Origin of the sequence: Geomesophilobacter sediminis (genome assembly GCF_016458275.1) — a bacterium.
Lineage (GTDB): Bacteria > Desulfobacterota > Desulfuromonadia > Geobacterales > Geobacteraceae > Geomesophilobacter > Geomesophilobacter sediminis.
On the sequence record NZ_JAEMHM010000012.1, the window covers coordinates 27,000 to 41,208 of the forward strand.

The 14,209-nt window shown below is 61.6% G+C and carries 15 protein-coding genes; 8 read left to right on the plus strand and 7 right to left on the minus strand.

The features are described 5' to 3' along the window. Positions 1 to 19 precede the first annotated feature (19 nt). From JFN93_RS15060 to JFN93_RS15070, 3 genes are all read left to right on the plus strand, one after another. Positions 20 to 733, plus strand: a complete 714-nt coding sequence (locus tag JFN93_RS15060; RefSeq protein ID WP_199384927.1) for a PilZ domain-containing protein — start codon at positions 20 to 22, stop codon at positions 731 to 733. 4 nt (positions 734 to 737) lie between these two features. Next, a complete protein-coding gene (locus JFN93_RS15065; RefSeq protein WP_199384928.1) occupies positions 738 to 1,508 on the plus strand; it encodes a TatD family hydrolase in 771 nt (256 codons plus the stop codon). Positions 1,509 to 1,770: 262 nt separating this feature from the next. Continuing rightward, positions 1,771 to 2,268 (plus strand): ferritin-like domain-containing protein, encoded by a 498-nt coding sequence (locus JFN93_RS15070; protein WP_199384929.1) that lies wholly within the window; start codon positions 1,771 to 1,773, stop codon positions 2,266 to 2,268. Between the two features lie 60 nt (positions 2,269 to 2,328). On the opposite strand, the gene JFN93_RS15075 is transcribed toward JFN93_RS15070, so the two are convergent. From JFN93_RS15075 to JFN93_RS15085, 3 genes are all read right to left on the minus strand, one after another. Next, positions 2,329 to 3,546: an HD domain-containing phosphohydrolase gene (locus tag JFN93_RS15075; RefSeq protein WP_199384930.1), complete on the minus strand. Its 1,218-nt coding sequence runs from the start codon at positions 3,544 to 3,546 to the stop codon at positions 2,329 to 2,331. A 90-nt stretch (positions 3,547 to 3,636) separates the two neighbouring features. Beyond that, positions 3,637 to 4,392 carry a lytic transglycosylase domain-containing protein gene (locus JFN93_RS15080; RefSeq protein ID WP_199384931.1) on the minus strand — a complete coding sequence of 252 codons (756 nt, stop codon included), beginning with the start codon at positions 4,390 to 4,392 and terminating at the stop codon, positions 3,637 to 3,639. A gap of 13 nt (positions 4,393 to 4,405) precedes the next feature. Then, positions 4,406 to 5,806, minus strand: coding sequence for a sigma-54-dependent transcriptional regulator (locus JFN93_RS15085; protein WP_199384932.1), 1,401 nt, complete (start codon positions 5,804 to 5,806; stop codon positions 4,406 to 4,408). A gap of 413 nt (positions 5,807 to 6,219) precedes the next feature. Here JFN93_RS15085 and JFN93_RS15090 point away from each other — a divergent pair, with 413 nt between their 5' ends. The 5 genes from JFN93_RS15090 to JFN93_RS15110 are packed head-to-tail and all read left to right on the plus strand — an operon-like array spanning position 6,220 to position 11,461. Continuing rightward, positions 6,220 to 6,714, plus strand: a complete 495-nt coding sequence (locus JFN93_RS15090; RefSeq protein ID WP_199384933.1) for a chemotaxis protein CheW — start codon at positions 6,220 to 6,222, stop codon at positions 6,712 to 6,714. A 44-nt stretch (positions 6,715 to 6,758) separates the two neighbouring features. Further along, on the plus strand, positions 6,759 to 8,579 hold the full coding sequence (locus JFN93_RS15095) for a chemotaxis protein CheA (protein ID WP_199384934.1): 1,821 nt from the start codon (positions 6,759 to 6,761) through the stop codon (positions 8,577 to 8,579). Between the two features lie 16 nt (positions 8,580 to 8,595). Beyond that, on the plus strand, positions 8,596 to 9,468 hold the full coding sequence (locus tag JFN93_RS15100; protein ID WP_199384935.1) for a CheR family methyltransferase: 873 nt from the start codon (positions 8,596 to 8,598) through the stop codon (positions 9,466 to 9,468). Positions 9,469 to 9,478: 10 nt separating this feature from the next. Further along, entirely contained in the window at positions 9,479 to 10,378 is a 900-nt protein-coding gene (locus JFN93_RS15105; RefSeq protein ID WP_199384936.1) for an HDOD domain-containing protein, read from the plus strand. A gap of 6 nt (positions 10,379 to 10,384) precedes the next feature. Continuing rightward, entirely contained in the window at positions 10,385 to 11,461 is a 1,077-nt protein-coding gene (locus tag JFN93_RS15110) for a protein-glutamate methylesterase/protein-glutamine glutaminase (protein ID WP_199384937.1), read from the plus strand. Positions 11,462 to 11,675: 214 nt separating this feature from the next. Here JFN93_RS15110 and JFN93_RS15115 read toward each other — a convergent pair whose 3' ends face one another. The 4 genes from JFN93_RS15115 to JFN93_RS15130 all read right to left on the minus strand — a co-directional run bounded on the left by JFN93_RS15115 (position 11,676) and on the right by JFN93_RS15130 (position 14,209). After that, positions 11,676 to 11,933: a hypothetical protein gene (locus JFN93_RS15115; protein WP_199384938.1), complete on the minus strand. Its 258-nt coding sequence runs from the start codon at positions 11,931 to 11,933 to the stop codon at positions 11,676 to 11,678. Between the two features lie 59 nt (positions 11,934 to 11,992). Then, complete coding sequence (locus JFN93_RS15120; RefSeq protein ID WP_199384939.1) at positions 11,993 to 12,475, minus strand: GAF domain-containing protein; 483 nt, start codon at positions 12,473 to 12,475, stop codon at positions 11,993 to 11,995. Positions 12,476 to 12,502: 27 nt separating this feature from the next. Beyond that, complete coding sequence (locus tag JFN93_RS15125; protein ID WP_199384940.1) at positions 12,503 to 13,513, minus strand: retropepsin-like aspartic protease family protein; 1,011 nt, start codon at positions 13,511 to 13,513, stop codon at positions 12,503 to 12,505. 282 nt (positions 13,514 to 13,795) lie between these two features. Continuing rightward, the gene (locus JFN93_RS15130) at positions 13,796 to 14,209 is read right to left on the minus strand and encodes a F0F1 ATP synthase subunit epsilon (RefSeq protein ID WP_199384941.1); all 414 of its coding nucleotides are present in this window, start codon (positions 14,207 to 14,209) and stop codon (positions 13,796 to 13,798) included.

A 14,209-nucleotide genomic window follows, 5' to 3' on the forward strand; every position in this document is an offset into this window, starting at 1 on the left:
ATATTTTTCAGGTGGTGACATGAACGATCTTTATCAGCGCATCCAGATAAAAGGGGAAGAAAAGGATAGCGCTGAAATAGTAGAAATCCTCGCCAAGATGAAAGCGGGGAAGATTCCCAATGACCTCCGCTTCCTCAACTATTTCAAGGAAATCCCGGTCAGCTACGGTGCCGATCTCCTTACCGTCGAAACAGACTCGGCCGAGTTCGAGGTACACCAGGTCCAGGCCGTGGTGATGTCCACCGAAAAGGTGACGGTGATGAAAAGCGACGCCTTCCGGCGCGACGTCCTCGCCAACGTCACCTACGTCAACATCGAGAAGTCCCGGATCGTCCTTTCCCGCTTCAGCTACGCGGTGGTGCGCGCCGACCGCCGGATGTCGGTCCGGGTGGCCCTGACCGACGACGTGATCAAGGCCTCCTTCACCTCGCGCAACGGCGAGATCAGCGGCACCCTCAATGACATGTCGCTGACCGGCGTTTCCATCTCGGTGCCGTCCGTCCCCAACTTTTCGCCCAGCGAGGTCGGGATCGTCACCGTCTCTCTTCCGGTCGGGACGCTCACCCTCCCCGCGACGCTTCTCAAGGTGACCGACGACCCCGAAGCATCCCGGGTCGCCTTCCAGATCGAACCGGACCGCGACACCGAAAACCTGATCTCCCGGTTCATCGTTCAGCGCCAGGTGGAGATCATCAAGGAGCTCAAGGAGCACCCCGGGCTCCATCTCCCCTGAAGCCATGTGGTTCGATACCCATTGTCACCTTGACGACCCCGTTTTCACGCCCCGGCTGGCCGAGGTCGTCGCCGAGGCGGCCGGCGCCGGGGTGACCGGCATGGTGGTACCCGGAATCGCTCCGGAGGGGTGGGATCGGATCATCGAGCTGGCCCGCACCTTTCCCGGGGTCTTCCCCGCCTGCGGCATCCATCCCATGCATGCCGGGCGCTGCAACGCGGTCTCCCTCGGCCGCCTGGCCGAACTTGCCCCCCATTGCCTGGCCATTGGCGAAATCGGCCTGGACTATCTCCTCGACGTTCCCCGCGACCTCCAAATCGAATCCTTCCGGGCCCAGCTGCGGATCGCCCTGACCGCTGCCCGTCCGGTCCTGATCCACTGCCGCAAGGCCTTTGCCGACGTCTTGACCGTCTTGAAGGAAGAACGGGCAGGGGAAGTCGGCGGCGTCTTTCACTCCTTCTCCGGGAGTGTGGAGACGGCTCGCGAGGTCCTGAAGCTCGGCTTCTACGTCTCCATTTCGGGAAGCATCACCTTCTCCAACGCCGTACGTCCCGTGGCGGTCGCCGCGGCCCTACCGGCGGACCGGCTCCTTTTGGAGACCGACGCTCCGGACCTCACCCCGGAACCGCACCGCGGCGCGACCAACCTCCCCTCCTATTTGCTCTATGTCGCGCAGCGAGTCGCCGAGACCCGGGGCACCACGGTCGAGGATCTCGCCCGCCAGACCACCGAGAACGCACTCCGCCTGTTCCACCTCGCCCCCCTACCTGCATAAAGCCCCCTCCCCTCTCATCCCATGCAACTAAATTGACCGACTGGACACCCCGGCTATACTTGCTCACCATCCATTTCGGGATGAGGTGCCGCAGTTGGTTTCGCCAACGGCGTCTTTTAACGCTAGGGAGCTTCCTCGTTCGTCCGAGAAATGGATCGCGACAAGAATGTCGCTCCTACAAAGAGGCGGTCCCGGCAGTATCCATTGTTGCCAAACCACCACCCCTTCCTTTGACGGACGGGGTACCCAAGGAGGCTTCACCATGACCAAGCATTACACCTTGCAGGAGGCGCTGCGGCTGGCGATCAAATCGGAGAAGGACAGCATGGATTTCTACCGCAAGGCAGCGGAGCTGGTGACCGATGCCCGCTCGAAGGAGGTTTTCACCCTTTTGGCAAAGGAGGAGGTCGATCACCTGAAATCCTTCTACGGACTTTATCAGTGGGAAGACCTGGGACCGATCGACGCGTTCATTGCCACGCCGCCGGACAAGCTCTCGGCCACCCACTTGGCGCTGGAAAAGGCGATTGCCGCCGATACGACGGAAAAAGTGGCGCTGGAGATCGCGCTCAAGGAAGAAAAGGCGGGGATCGAGCTGTACCAGGTGCTGGTCCAGGACATAACGGATCAGCAGGTAAAGCACGTTTTCGAGGCGGTGATCAAGGGGACCCAGGGTCACTACGACCTGATCGAAGACGAGTACATGCGGGTGATGGCGATGGTCCATTCCTCGGACCAGAACATCTACGTGAGGGAATAGAGCCTGCGGGGACCGATCGGATCGATCGGCCGGATCAGTCCGATCCGCCCCACGCGGGACTTAGTCGGCTTCGGGGTACATCTCCTTGATCTGCCGGATGGTGGTGAGGTTTTCCAGGAAGATCTCCACAAGCTCGGGGTCGAACTGCCGGCCGGCCTGGCTCTTCATCTCCTCGAGCACCTTGTCCTCGTCCCAGGCTTCCTTGTAACAACGCTGGGAACTCAAGGCGTCAAAGACGTCGGCAACGGCGACGATCCGGCCGAAAAGGGGGATCTCCTCTCCCTTCTTCCCCTGGGGGGCGGTCGACGGCGCCCCGGTGGACCGAAAGTCGACGTTGCCGGGGTAGCCGGCGCCGTCCCAGCGCTCGTGGTGGTTAAGCGCCACCACGCAGGCGGCTTCGTCCATGTCCGAGAAAAGCTCCTCGAAAAGCCGGGCCCCGATCACGGTATGCTGCTTCATGATCTCGAATTCCTCCGGGGTGAAACGCCCCGGTTTTTTCATGATCACGTCCGAGATGGCCACCTTCCCGACATCGTGAAGCATCGCCGCCATCCGGAGCAGGTCCCGGCTCCGCTCCACCTCGTCCCGCGAGACCCCCTTCCGCTGCGCCCACCCTTCGTAGATCACCAGAGCATAAGAAGAAACCCTCTTTACGTGGGCGCCGGTTTCCTTCGGGTCCCGCATCTCCGCCATCTTGTTCATGCGCAGGATCGCCCCGCGCATCAGCTTGGCGCGCTCCAGGGCCGCCGCGGCGCTGTTCGCATAATGGATCAGCGGCGCCTCATCCTCCTGCTGAAACGGGCTCACCTTTCCATCGGCATCCTTGGCATTGATCAGCTGCAGCACCCCGGCCACATCCCCCCGCGTGGTCTTCAGCGGGAAGGTGAGCATGGAACAGGTGCGGTAGCCGGAAATCCGGTCGTAGCTGGAGTCGAAGGAATACGGGGAGCCGGCAGGGAGGTGGTAGACGTCGGGGAGATTGATCATCTTCCCGTTTTTGGTGACCCAGCCGGCAATGGAACTGTTGTCGATAGGAATGGAGAAACTGGAGTAGACGAGCTTCTGACCCGCGGGGAGGTTCTGCTGAAAGGTTTCGTTCTGGGTATAGCTGAAATGGAGGCGGTCGCCCTCGCGAACGTAGATGGATCCGGCGTCGGCGTTGGTGAAGGCGCGGGCGTTTTGGAGGATCTTTTCAAGCAGGAGGTCGAGATCGTTGATGCTGGAAATGGCGAGACCAAGCTCGATGATCCGCTGAAGCTTTTTGCTCTCTTCCGGCACGTTCCCCCCTGCTCAATGCCCCCGGCCGCAGGTCGGCCGGGAAGTCCGCCGCCGCAGCTGGGCGCGGGGCGGTCTCACCTTATTCTATTGTCATCCCTGGTACTGGGCGTACAGGCTCTTCACCTTGGCGAGGTAATCGCGGGTCTCCCTGGGGAGCGACCCGCTGCCGTGCCGGTCCACGTTGCCGGGGCCCCAGTTGTACGCCGCCAGCGCCGCGTCCACGTTGCCGCCGTAGTGGTTGAGCATCTCCTTGAGAAACCGGGTCCCGCCCATCACGTTCTGTTCGGGATCGTACGGGTCGGAAACGCCGAGGTCCCGCGCGGTGCGCGGCATCAGCTGCATCAGCCCCTGGGCTCCGGCCCGGGAGAGCGCCCGCGGGTTGAACCCGCTTTCGGCGTGGATCACCGCCTTGATCAGGGCGGGATCGACCCCGTAGCGCGCCGAGGCTTTCTGGATGACGCCGTCGGTTCCGGTGGCGGTGGAGGAAACCGAGACCGAGGTAGCTTCGTTGGCAAAGCAGGCCTGGGGGGGCTGGCCACCGGCCAGCTCGGCAAACGACGGACCGGTCGGCGCCACGGCCTGGGCCAGGAAGGCGTCGAGCGCCCCGGCGATACCGGGTGTCGGCGTGCTGCTGCGGGAATCGCTCGTCTCCCCCAGCTGCACCGCGCTGTTCAGCATCTTGAGCTTCAGGATCTCGGCGGCGGTCTGTGCCGAAATAGGTTCCGGCGCACCCCCCGTCTGGGACAGCAGCGCGTCGAAGGCGCCGGCTGCCGCCGTGCTCGTGGTTTTTCTGGATTCACCCGTCTCCTCGACCCCCGGACGGAGGGTCACCGGATTGATGGCCATGGCTTGTTCCTTTTCAGCCGGCCGTATGGGTCTCCCCGAAGACCAGCTTCTTCTTTTTCAGCTTTTCGATGAGGGTGGTCCGCTTCAGGTTGAGCAGCTCGGCGGCCTCCTTCTTGTTGCCGCCGCTGCGCTGCAGGGCCTGGAGGATGAGCCGGTTCTCGAATTCCTCGACTGCGGAGTTGAGGCAAAAGCCGCTCTCCGGAAGGTTCACCTGCTCCGTCCTCATGACCGGCCCCCGCTTGCCGCGGTATTTCTCCGGCAGGTCGTTGAGGGAAATGATGCCGCTCCCCTTGAGGATGACCATGCGTTCCACCAGGTTTTCCAGCTCGCGTACGTTGCCGGGCCAGTCGTAGCTGCTCAGGACCTCCATGACGTCCCGATCGAACCCCTGCACGTTGCGCTGCTTGCTCCGGTTGAACTTGTCCAGAAAGCTGTTCAGAAGCAGCGCAATGTCGGCGTCCCGCTCCCGAAGCGCCGGAAGCATGATGGGGATGACCGAGAGCCGGTAGTAGAGGTCTTCGCGAAACGCCTTGGAAACCACGAGCTGGTCCAGGTTCTGGTTGGTCGCCGCGATGATCCGGACGTCCACCTTTTTGGGGCGGCTCGCCCCGACCGGTTCCAGCTCCTTGTTCTGCAGCACGCGCAAGAGCTTCACCTGCAGGTTCGCCTTCATGTCCCCGATCTCGTCCAGGAACAGGGTTCCCTTGTCGGCCATCTCGAAGCGCCCGATGCGGGTGGCGACGGCACCGGTGAAGGAGCCCTTGACGTGGCCAAAGAGCTCGCTCTCCAGAAGGTCATCGGGGATCGCGGCACAGTTGACCGCGACGAAGTTTTTCTGGGCACGGGTGGAAAGGTCGTGGATGGCGCGGGCCACCAGTTCCTTGCCGGTCCCCGACTCCCCCTGGATCAGTACCGTGGAGTCGGAGCTGGACACCTTCTCGATCATCTCGAAGAGCGACAACATCTTTTCGCTCTCCCCGATGATGTTGTTGAGCAGGGCACGGTTCTTTATGCATGGTTTGGACCGAAAACTCTTGCTTTGCAGCGCCTGATGTTCCAGGCCGCGTTTGACATGGGTTTCCAGCTCGTCCAGGTTGAAGGGTTTTTCCAGGTAAAAAAAGGCACCTGCCTTGAGCAGGTTCGCGGTCATCTCGAAATTGGCAAAAGCGCTATATGCGATGGTGACGATGTCAGGACGGATCGATTTCAGCTGCTTGATGAACTCGAGGCCGTTGACGCGGGGCATCATGATGTCGGTGATCACCATCTGCACGTCGTTGAGCTCGATCTTCTGCAGCGCGTCCTGGCCGTCGAAAGCTTGAAAGACTTGGTAGCCCTTGTAGCTCAAGAAAGCCGCGACAAAATCGCGGGTCTTCTTGTCGTCATCCGCAATCAGTATTCTGGGTGTGTCCATCGTCTCCCCGATTTGATTAAAGTTGCTCCGGATTGGGCCGATATGGGAAAAAGTCTTGCCAAATATAACGGGATACGCCGTCAATGTCAATAAAATGACTGCCCCCCGTGGGTCTTTTGTCAATTTTTTGCATTGCCGACCGTTTCCGGTATGCTTTGCGCCTCTCCCTGAGTGCCCTGCAACACCCCCGGAGCAGTCCTGAGCCGCCACTGCGGCGAACGCCCCGATGCCGCGCCGACCCCATCGGGGCCGGCAGTTCGCGTCGGTACTCCGACATTTTTGCCCTTTTGGGCCGTTTCCGTCGGCGACCCAAAAAATATATTTCAGTATTTAGACGAGTTGGCCGAATAGAGGATAATAAATGGGTTTCCCGCGCCAGGGACCCCAGCGAGACTTGATACGGAGGGTCATCTATGGAGACCGCGCTGATGGTAAAGGGTGAGGAGTTCGGTGGTGAGCTGATCCAGTTGGTCAGCTTCAACCTCGAGAAAGAGGAATACGGCATCAACGTACTGATGGTGCGGGAAATCATCAGGATGCTGAACATCACGCGGGTCCCCAACACCCCCCACTACGTGGAAGGCGTGATCAACCTGCGCGGCAAGGTGATTCCGATCATCTCCCTCCGGCGCAAGTTCGACCTCATGGAAGCCGAGTACGACAAGCGGACCCGCATCATGGTCATGGAAGTGGCCGGCGAACTGATGGGGTTCATCGTCGACGAGGTATCGGAAGTCATCCGGATCTCCGAGAAAGAGATCCAGCCTCCGCCGCCGGTCGTTTCCAACGGAATCGAGCAGGAGTGCATGGCCGGGGTTATCAACCAGGCCGAGCGGCTCCTGGTACTTCTCGACCTGGAGCGGATGTTCACCGCCGACGAACGCCGCATGTTTTCCAGCATTGGTTAAGCAGAAAAATCGGGGTTTTTCCCTGAATTCTCCGGAGCGCGAAAATGCCCATTGATTGCGATGATCAGGAGCTATTAGAGGGTTTCCTTGCGGAAACCACCGAGCTTTTAGAAAAACTTGACGACGACCTGGTGGCACTGGAAAAAAGCCCCGACGATGCGGATCTCATGAACCGCATCTTCCGCTCCATCCATACCGTCAAGGGGGCTTCCAGCTTCCTCGGCTTTGACCTCCTGGTGAAGGTGACCCACAAAACGGAAGACGTGCTCAACCGTCTCCGCAAAGGGGAGCTCACCGTCACCCCCGAGATCATGGACGTGATCCTCGAGGCGGTCGACCTGGTGAAGACCCTGGTCGCCGACATCAAGGACGGCGACATCGTCGAGCGCGACATCGACTCGACGATCGCGAAGCTGACCCCCTTCCTGACCGAAGGCGCCGCCGAGGCTACCGTGCTGGCCCCGGGTGCTGCGCAGGCTGCCGTGCCGCCGCCCCAGGCCGCCGCTGCTGCCGAGCCGGCTCCGGCCGAAGCTGCCGCCCAGCCCGCAGGGGCCGCGGCAGCGCCCCAGGCTGCGGTCGCGCCGGTCGAGAAGGCTCCGGCGCCGCCCAAGGAGAACCTCCCGGCCAAGAAGCCGGCTCCCGCCGCCAAAGGGGATGAGCTCGCCGACAACTCGACGGTGCGCGTGGACGTCAAGCGCCTCGACGACCTGATGAACCAGGTCGGCGAACTGGTCCTCGAGCGCAACCGGATGATCCAGCTGCACAGCGACTACCAGGTCGGGCTCGACCCGGTCGAGTTCGCCGACGATTTCGGGAAGCTCTCCAAGAGGCTCAACTTCGTCACCTCGGAACTGCAGATGCAGGTCCTCAAGATGCGCATGCTGCCGGTGGAGAAGGTCTTCAAGAAATTTCCCCGCATCGTGCGCAACCTGGCCCGTGACCTGGGCAAGGAAGTCGACCTGCACATCATCGGTGAGGAGACCGAGCTGGACCGCTCCGTCGTCGACGAGATCGGCGATCCGCTCATTCACCTGATCCGCAACGCCCTGGACCACGGTCTGGAAACTCCGGACGAGCGTCTGGCCGCCGGCAAGCCGCGCACCGGCACCGTCGTCCTCTCCGCCGCCCACGAGGGGAACCAGATCGTCATCAGCATCAAGGACAACGGGCGCGGCATCGATCCGGAGAAGATCTCCAAGAAGGCCCTGGACAAGGGGCTGGTCACCGAGGAACAGCTTGCCGCCATGGGGCCGCGCGAGATCCTCGACCTCCTCTTCCTCCCCGGCTTCTCGACCAAGGAGGTCACCACCGACCTCTCCGGGCGCGGCGTCGGGATGGACGTGGTCCGCACCAACATCCGCAAGCTCAACGGCATCATCGAGATCAAAAACGACGTCGGCCACGGCTCCGAGTTCATCCTCAAGCTTCCGCTCACCCTCGCCATCATCCAGTCGCTGCTGGTCGAGGTCGAGGGGGAAGTCTACTCCATCCCGCTTTCTTCCGTCATCGAGACGATGCGGGTGAACACGGACGAGTTCCACATGGTCGGGGGCCAGGAAGTGCTGAAGCTGCGGGATTCCGTCCTCCCGCTGCTCAGGCTGCACCGCGTCTTCGGCACCCCGATCAAGAACGTCGATCGCAAGACCTGCTATGTCGTCATCGTGGGAGTGGCCGAGAAGCGGGTCGGGCTCATCGTCACCCGCCTGCTGGGCCAGCAGGAAGTTGCCATCAAGTCGCTGGGGAAATTCCTCTCCAATCTCCCGGGTATCGGCGGATCGACGATCATGGGCGACGGCAGGGTTGCGCTGATCGTGGATCCGATGGGGCTCATCGGTGGCGGCGACGCCGCCGGCGGACGTATCTAACGCTTGAGGGTCAGCTATGTCATTCGATACCAAACCAATTGATCCCAAGGCCAGCCCGAAGATCAGCGAAAAGGACTTCGAGCAGTTACGGGACTACATATATAACGTCTGTGGGATCTACTTCCATTCGAGCAAGAAGTACTTTCTCGAGAGCCGCCTGGCGCGGCGCATGGAGGCGACCGGCACCAAGACGCACGCCGAATACTACCAATTCGTCCGCAGCGGTGTGGGCGGCAGCAACGAGCTGAAGAAGCTGCTCGACGAGATCACCACCAACGAGACCTGCTTCTTCCGGAACCCGCCGCAGCTTGCCGCGCTGGAGAACAAGTTCCTCCCCGAGATCGTCGGGGTGAAGGGAAAGATCGGCTTCAGGAAGCTGCGCATCTGGAGCGCCGGCTCCTCTTCCGGGGAAGAGGCCTATACCATGGCGATGATCCTCCTCGAAAAACGCCAGGCGCTCCTCAAGGACTGGATCATCGAGATCGTCGGCACCGACATCAACGAAACGGTACTGGCCCAGGCCAAGGAAGGGGTCTACAACAGCTACTCGGTGCGCAACACCCCGGAGTTCTACCTGAAGAAATACTTCAAGGAAGAGGGCGCCGGGAAATTCGTGCTCGCCCCCGAGGTGAAGAAGCTGGTTACCTTCAACCATCTCAACCTCTACGATGACAACAAGATGCTCTTCATGAAGAGCTTCGATTTCATCTTCTGCGCCAACGTCCTGATCTACTTCGACACCGCTTCCAAGAGCAAGGTGGTGCAGCACTTCTACAACAACCTCCAGCCGTACGGATACTTTTTCGTCGGCCAGTCGGAGTCGCTCCACGGGGTGAACGACAAGTTCAAGACGGTGCACTTCCCCGGCGGGTTTACCTATAACAAGTGAGGCTTCAGGTATGGAAAACGTCGCCATGATACAGAAGGCTAAGGAGATGGTGGAAAGCTTCGTCGACCTCCCCACCATTCCCCAGGTCGCCACCAGGGTCATCGAGCTTCTGGACCGTCCCGGCGTGGAACTGGACGAGGTGGCGGACATGATCCTGTCGGATCAGGTTCTGGCCGCCCGCGTCATCAAAATGGTCAACTCGCCCCTGTACAAGCCCGCCCACGAGATAAAGTCGGTCAAGCGCGCCCTCATCTACCTGGGTTTTCGACACATCAGGGAACTCGCGTTCACCTGCTCCTTCGTCGACGTCTTCCAGGGACGCGACGGGATCTTCGACATCCGCACCTTCTGGGAGCACTCGTTCGGCGTCGGAGTCGTTTCCAAGATCATCGCGCAGCGGGTCCGCTACCCGGACACGGAGAAGGCCTACCTGGTCGGCATCGTCCACGACATCGGCGAGGTCTTCCTGAGCTACTACCGCCAGGATCTGTTCAAGAAGATGCTTGACTCCGTCAAGGGGCAACCGTTCCGCCTGGTGGACAAGGAGCGGGAATTCATGGGGACCTCCCATACCGAGGTCGGCTACTGCATCGCGCAGAAGTGGAATTTCCCTCCGGACTACTGCGAGGTCATCGCCCTGCATCACGCCCCGAAAGAGGCGAAACTCGACCCGACCCTGTGCGCCATCGTCAATCTCGCCGACCTTTTCTGTTCGGTCTGCCAACTCGACTACGGCGGGCAGGCCTGGGTCTCCTTCAACCTCGCCGACGAACCGGCCTGGTCGATCCTCAAGGGATACGCCCCGAACGTCGCCGACCTCGACGTTGAACGTTTCTGTTACGAATTGGAGGACCGGGTTCCGGAAATCCAGGATATCGTACGGTCAATCTTCCAGCAGATAGGAGCCTGACCCAGCATGCTACCGGCACAACCAGCTAAATTGAGAGTACTCATCGTCGACGACTCGTCGTTCATGCGGATGGCGATCCGCGGGATCCTGAGCCGGACCCCCGGTATCGATGTCGTCGGTGTTGCCGCCGACGGCATGGAAGGCGTGGAAAAAGCGCTTGCGCTCAAGCCGGACCTGATCACCATGGACGTCGAGATGCCGCGCATGGACGGCATTGCCGCGTTGAAACAGATCATGGCCAAGCAGCCGACCCGGGTCATCATGGTGTCCACCCTGACCTGCGAAGGGGCCAAGGCCACCTTTGAAGCGCTCGAAGCGGGGGCGGTCGACTACGTACCCAAAAACGTGAGCGATTCGAAAGACGCCCAGCGGATTTTCCAGGAAGCGCTTCTGGCCAAGGTAAACGAGGCGGCCCGCTCCCGGGTACTGCGTCGGGCCATCGCTCCCCCTACGCCGGGCATCCTCCGCCCCACCACGGCCAGCGTCGCCCCCTCCCGGTTCGGGCACAAGCGGGTCGGCTGCGTCGGCATCGGCGCTTCCACCGGAGGTCCGGTGGCGCTCCAGGAGGTCATCTCCCGGATTCCGGGGAATTTCCCGCACGGGATCGTGGTGGCGATCCACATGCCCAAGGCCTTCACCGGCCCCTACGCCGAGCGGCTCAACGCCAAGTGCTCCCTCACCGTCAAGGAAGCGGTCAACGGCGACATCGTCAAAGGGGGTCAGGTGCTGATCGCCCCGGGCGGCATGCACACCTCGATCGTCAAGAGCGGCGCTCAGCTCAGCGTCAAGATCGCGCCGACTTCGGAATTCCCGCAATACATCTACATCCCTTCGGTCGACCAGATGATCTCCAGCATGGCCGAGGCGAGCAACGGCTCCATGCTCGGGGTCATCCTCACCGGGATGGGTAACGACGGGTTCAAGGGAATGAAGCTTCTGAAGAGCAAAGGCGGCTTGACGCTGGTGCAGAACGAGGAAACCTCGACCATCTACGGGATGCCGAGGGCCTGCGTCGAAGGTGGGGTCGCCGACGTGGTGCTCCCGCTGGAGCAGATCGGCTTCGAAATCGGCAAGATGAGCTGATGTGCGCCTGACGGATCAGGTTTGGTACGGCAGCAATGCAAGCGGCCCGGACGGGGAAACCAGTCCGGGCCGCTTTTATTTATCAAAAAAGGGTCGTAACAATAAGAGGTTACCAACGAGTACCCCCCTTTGACGAACCCCATCCTCACCCTGTCCCTCTCCTTGAAGGAGAGGGGACGTTTGGGTATGCCCGTTAAGTTCCGCATTTCAAGGTTTAGCGGTGGGCGGTGACCAGGATGCCGTCGCGGGTCGCCTCGGCGCGGCAGCGGGAAAAACCTTCGCGCTTGAGTCGGAACAGGATGAAGGGGGCCGCAACGGGGAGGACTCCCGGGAAAAGCAGCCTCAATTCACCGGAGGCATCGACGAAACGGTCGACCCCGCCGGCAAGGTCCCTCGGTCCAGCCCGCCGTACCTCCCCGACCGCCGTCGGCACCCCCTGCTGAGGCGAACCGGCACAAACGGAGTAAAACATGACCCGAAGCGTTGCCAGGGCCGACCTTTGGCGCGGCTTTGCGGTATCCCCTTTTGCAGTCACAGAAACTGGGCGATGACGTTGGCCAGCGCGCAGAGCGCATCGACCTCCGGCTGGGTGAAATTGCGCAGGGCGAGATCGGTCGAGGTCCCTTTGCGCGAGACCTGGATCACTCCCCTCAGCTCGTTTCCTTTCAGCATCGGGGCGCTCATAATCTTCTGGATCTGGGCAGTCTTTTCGAACACGAAGAAATGCGGGGTGGAGGCAAAGGAGTTGTTGATGATCCCCTTGCGCTCCCGGGCGGTAATCGCCACCAGCGAGCGGTCGGCGTTCGCCGGGATGGTGCCGGAGTTTCTCATCTCGGCGGGCCAGACGAAACGGAAGCACTCCTCCACCGGATCCAGCATGAAGAAAGCGACTTCGTCCCTTTTCACGCCGAAAATCCGGCTCAGCGCCTCGACGCCGCCAACTACCCGCTCCTCCGAACTGGCGCGGCTGGCCAGGTATTTTTCCAGCTTTTGGCATACCTCGACGATCTGCACGTCTCCCCCCTTCCAACCCAATATATTTCAAAGCCAGTGGATCAGTCCGTTTTCCAGATCCAACTGGTAGCGGTGCTTGCCCAGAAAATCCATCCCCAAAAGACCCAAGTGCGGGGTCTCGCCGCCGCTGTAGGGAAATACCTCGACGTCGAAGCCGGCATGGGAGAACGGCCCCACGTTGATGGCATCGATGCGCACGATGGCGGACGGTATCACCCTCCCGTCGGCGAGCTCGGACCGCGCGGCCCGGGCTGTGTGCAGGTCCAACTTCAGCCGGGCGGCGACCGTGTCAAAGACCGCGGTCCGGGTGGCCCCGGTATCGAGCACCAGGTCCACCGCGATGCTTTCCGCGCCGCTTTTCAGGGTGACCGGGACCAGGATTTGGTCGTTGACCACCCGGACTTTGGTGGTGCGGGCCGCCGGGGGTGCCGGATCGGCGCCCGGGGCATGCACCTCAGGGAGTTCCGGCTCCGACTCGACACGCGCCTCGCGACCGACGGGGCGCCCCGCCTTCGGAAGCAAGGGCAAGGCGGGCGGCTCGAAGACCGTATCCGGCGCCGCCCACTCCTCGGCATGCGACTTAGGAATCGGTCGCCCCTGGTGCCGGACCCAAAAAGCCCCGGCGGAAAGGAGTACCAGGGTGCAGACCAAGATGGCCAGCAGCAAGGGGCGACGCACCGGCGCCACGGCCGGCGCCGGTGCGGACTTGGCGAGCAGTTCCTGGGCATACACCTCGAACTTTTTCTTAAGGAGCGGGTCGACACACCCTTCGCCGACCTCGACGAGCACCGCGGTGCCGCGTCGGTCCCCGCATTTCACCAAGGCCAGCCCCAGAAAGCTCACCAGGTCCAACGCCGCCTCCTGGCGCCGCAGGTATTCCTCGGAACGACCGGGACGCCCCAACAACGGCAGCAGTTCGGTGCTGAAGGCATACAGCGCGTGGACCAGGATGTCGGCACGGTGCGACGGGCTTTCCGCGGCGCCAAGCGCGGCGGCGAGCTGTCCCTTGTGGTTTTCGCAGAGCCGGCGGAATTCCATGATCGCCCCGTGCGTACCGCTCCTCAGTACCCGGAAAGTTGGGAGCTCCAGAAAAAAACTCCACCATTCTAGCGCACAAAGGAATCGGCGTCCGCGATGGGCCGACCTTTTCCGGGCCGGGGGTCGCCAGGTGCCGTAGTTTACTACAAACGCCGGCAGGAGTGCAAAGGTTCTGGACTCATGGGAGATCCGGGATCGCGCCGTACCCACGCCGTCGGGACATAAAAAAAGAGCGACCCAGGTTATGAGTCGCTCTTCTTATCACCATATTGCCGGTTACCGTTACAGCTTTGCTTTCCCGGCAACCTGCACCCTGATGAGGGCACGCTCGAGAGCGGCCTCGTAGACGCGGAAGTTGTGGTCTTCCGGGGTGAGGGACTTGAGCTGCGTCTCGGCACGCCCGAGGGCGGCCTTGGCACGCTCCAGATCGATCTCGTCGGCACGCTCGGCGGTTTCGACGAGGACGGTGACCTTGTCCCCTTCGACCTCGAAGTAGCCCCAGTTCACCGCGAGGTGGTGCACCTGCCCGTTCTGCTTGTAGCTGAGCTCGCCGATCTTGAGGGAGGTGAGGAACGGTGCGTGACCCGGGAGCACCCCGAATTCGCCGAGGGCACCAGTGGCGGTGATCTCGTCAGCCTCTTCGGAAAGCACCTTGCGGTACGGGGTTACCAGTTCAACCTTGAGTTTTTCTGCCAT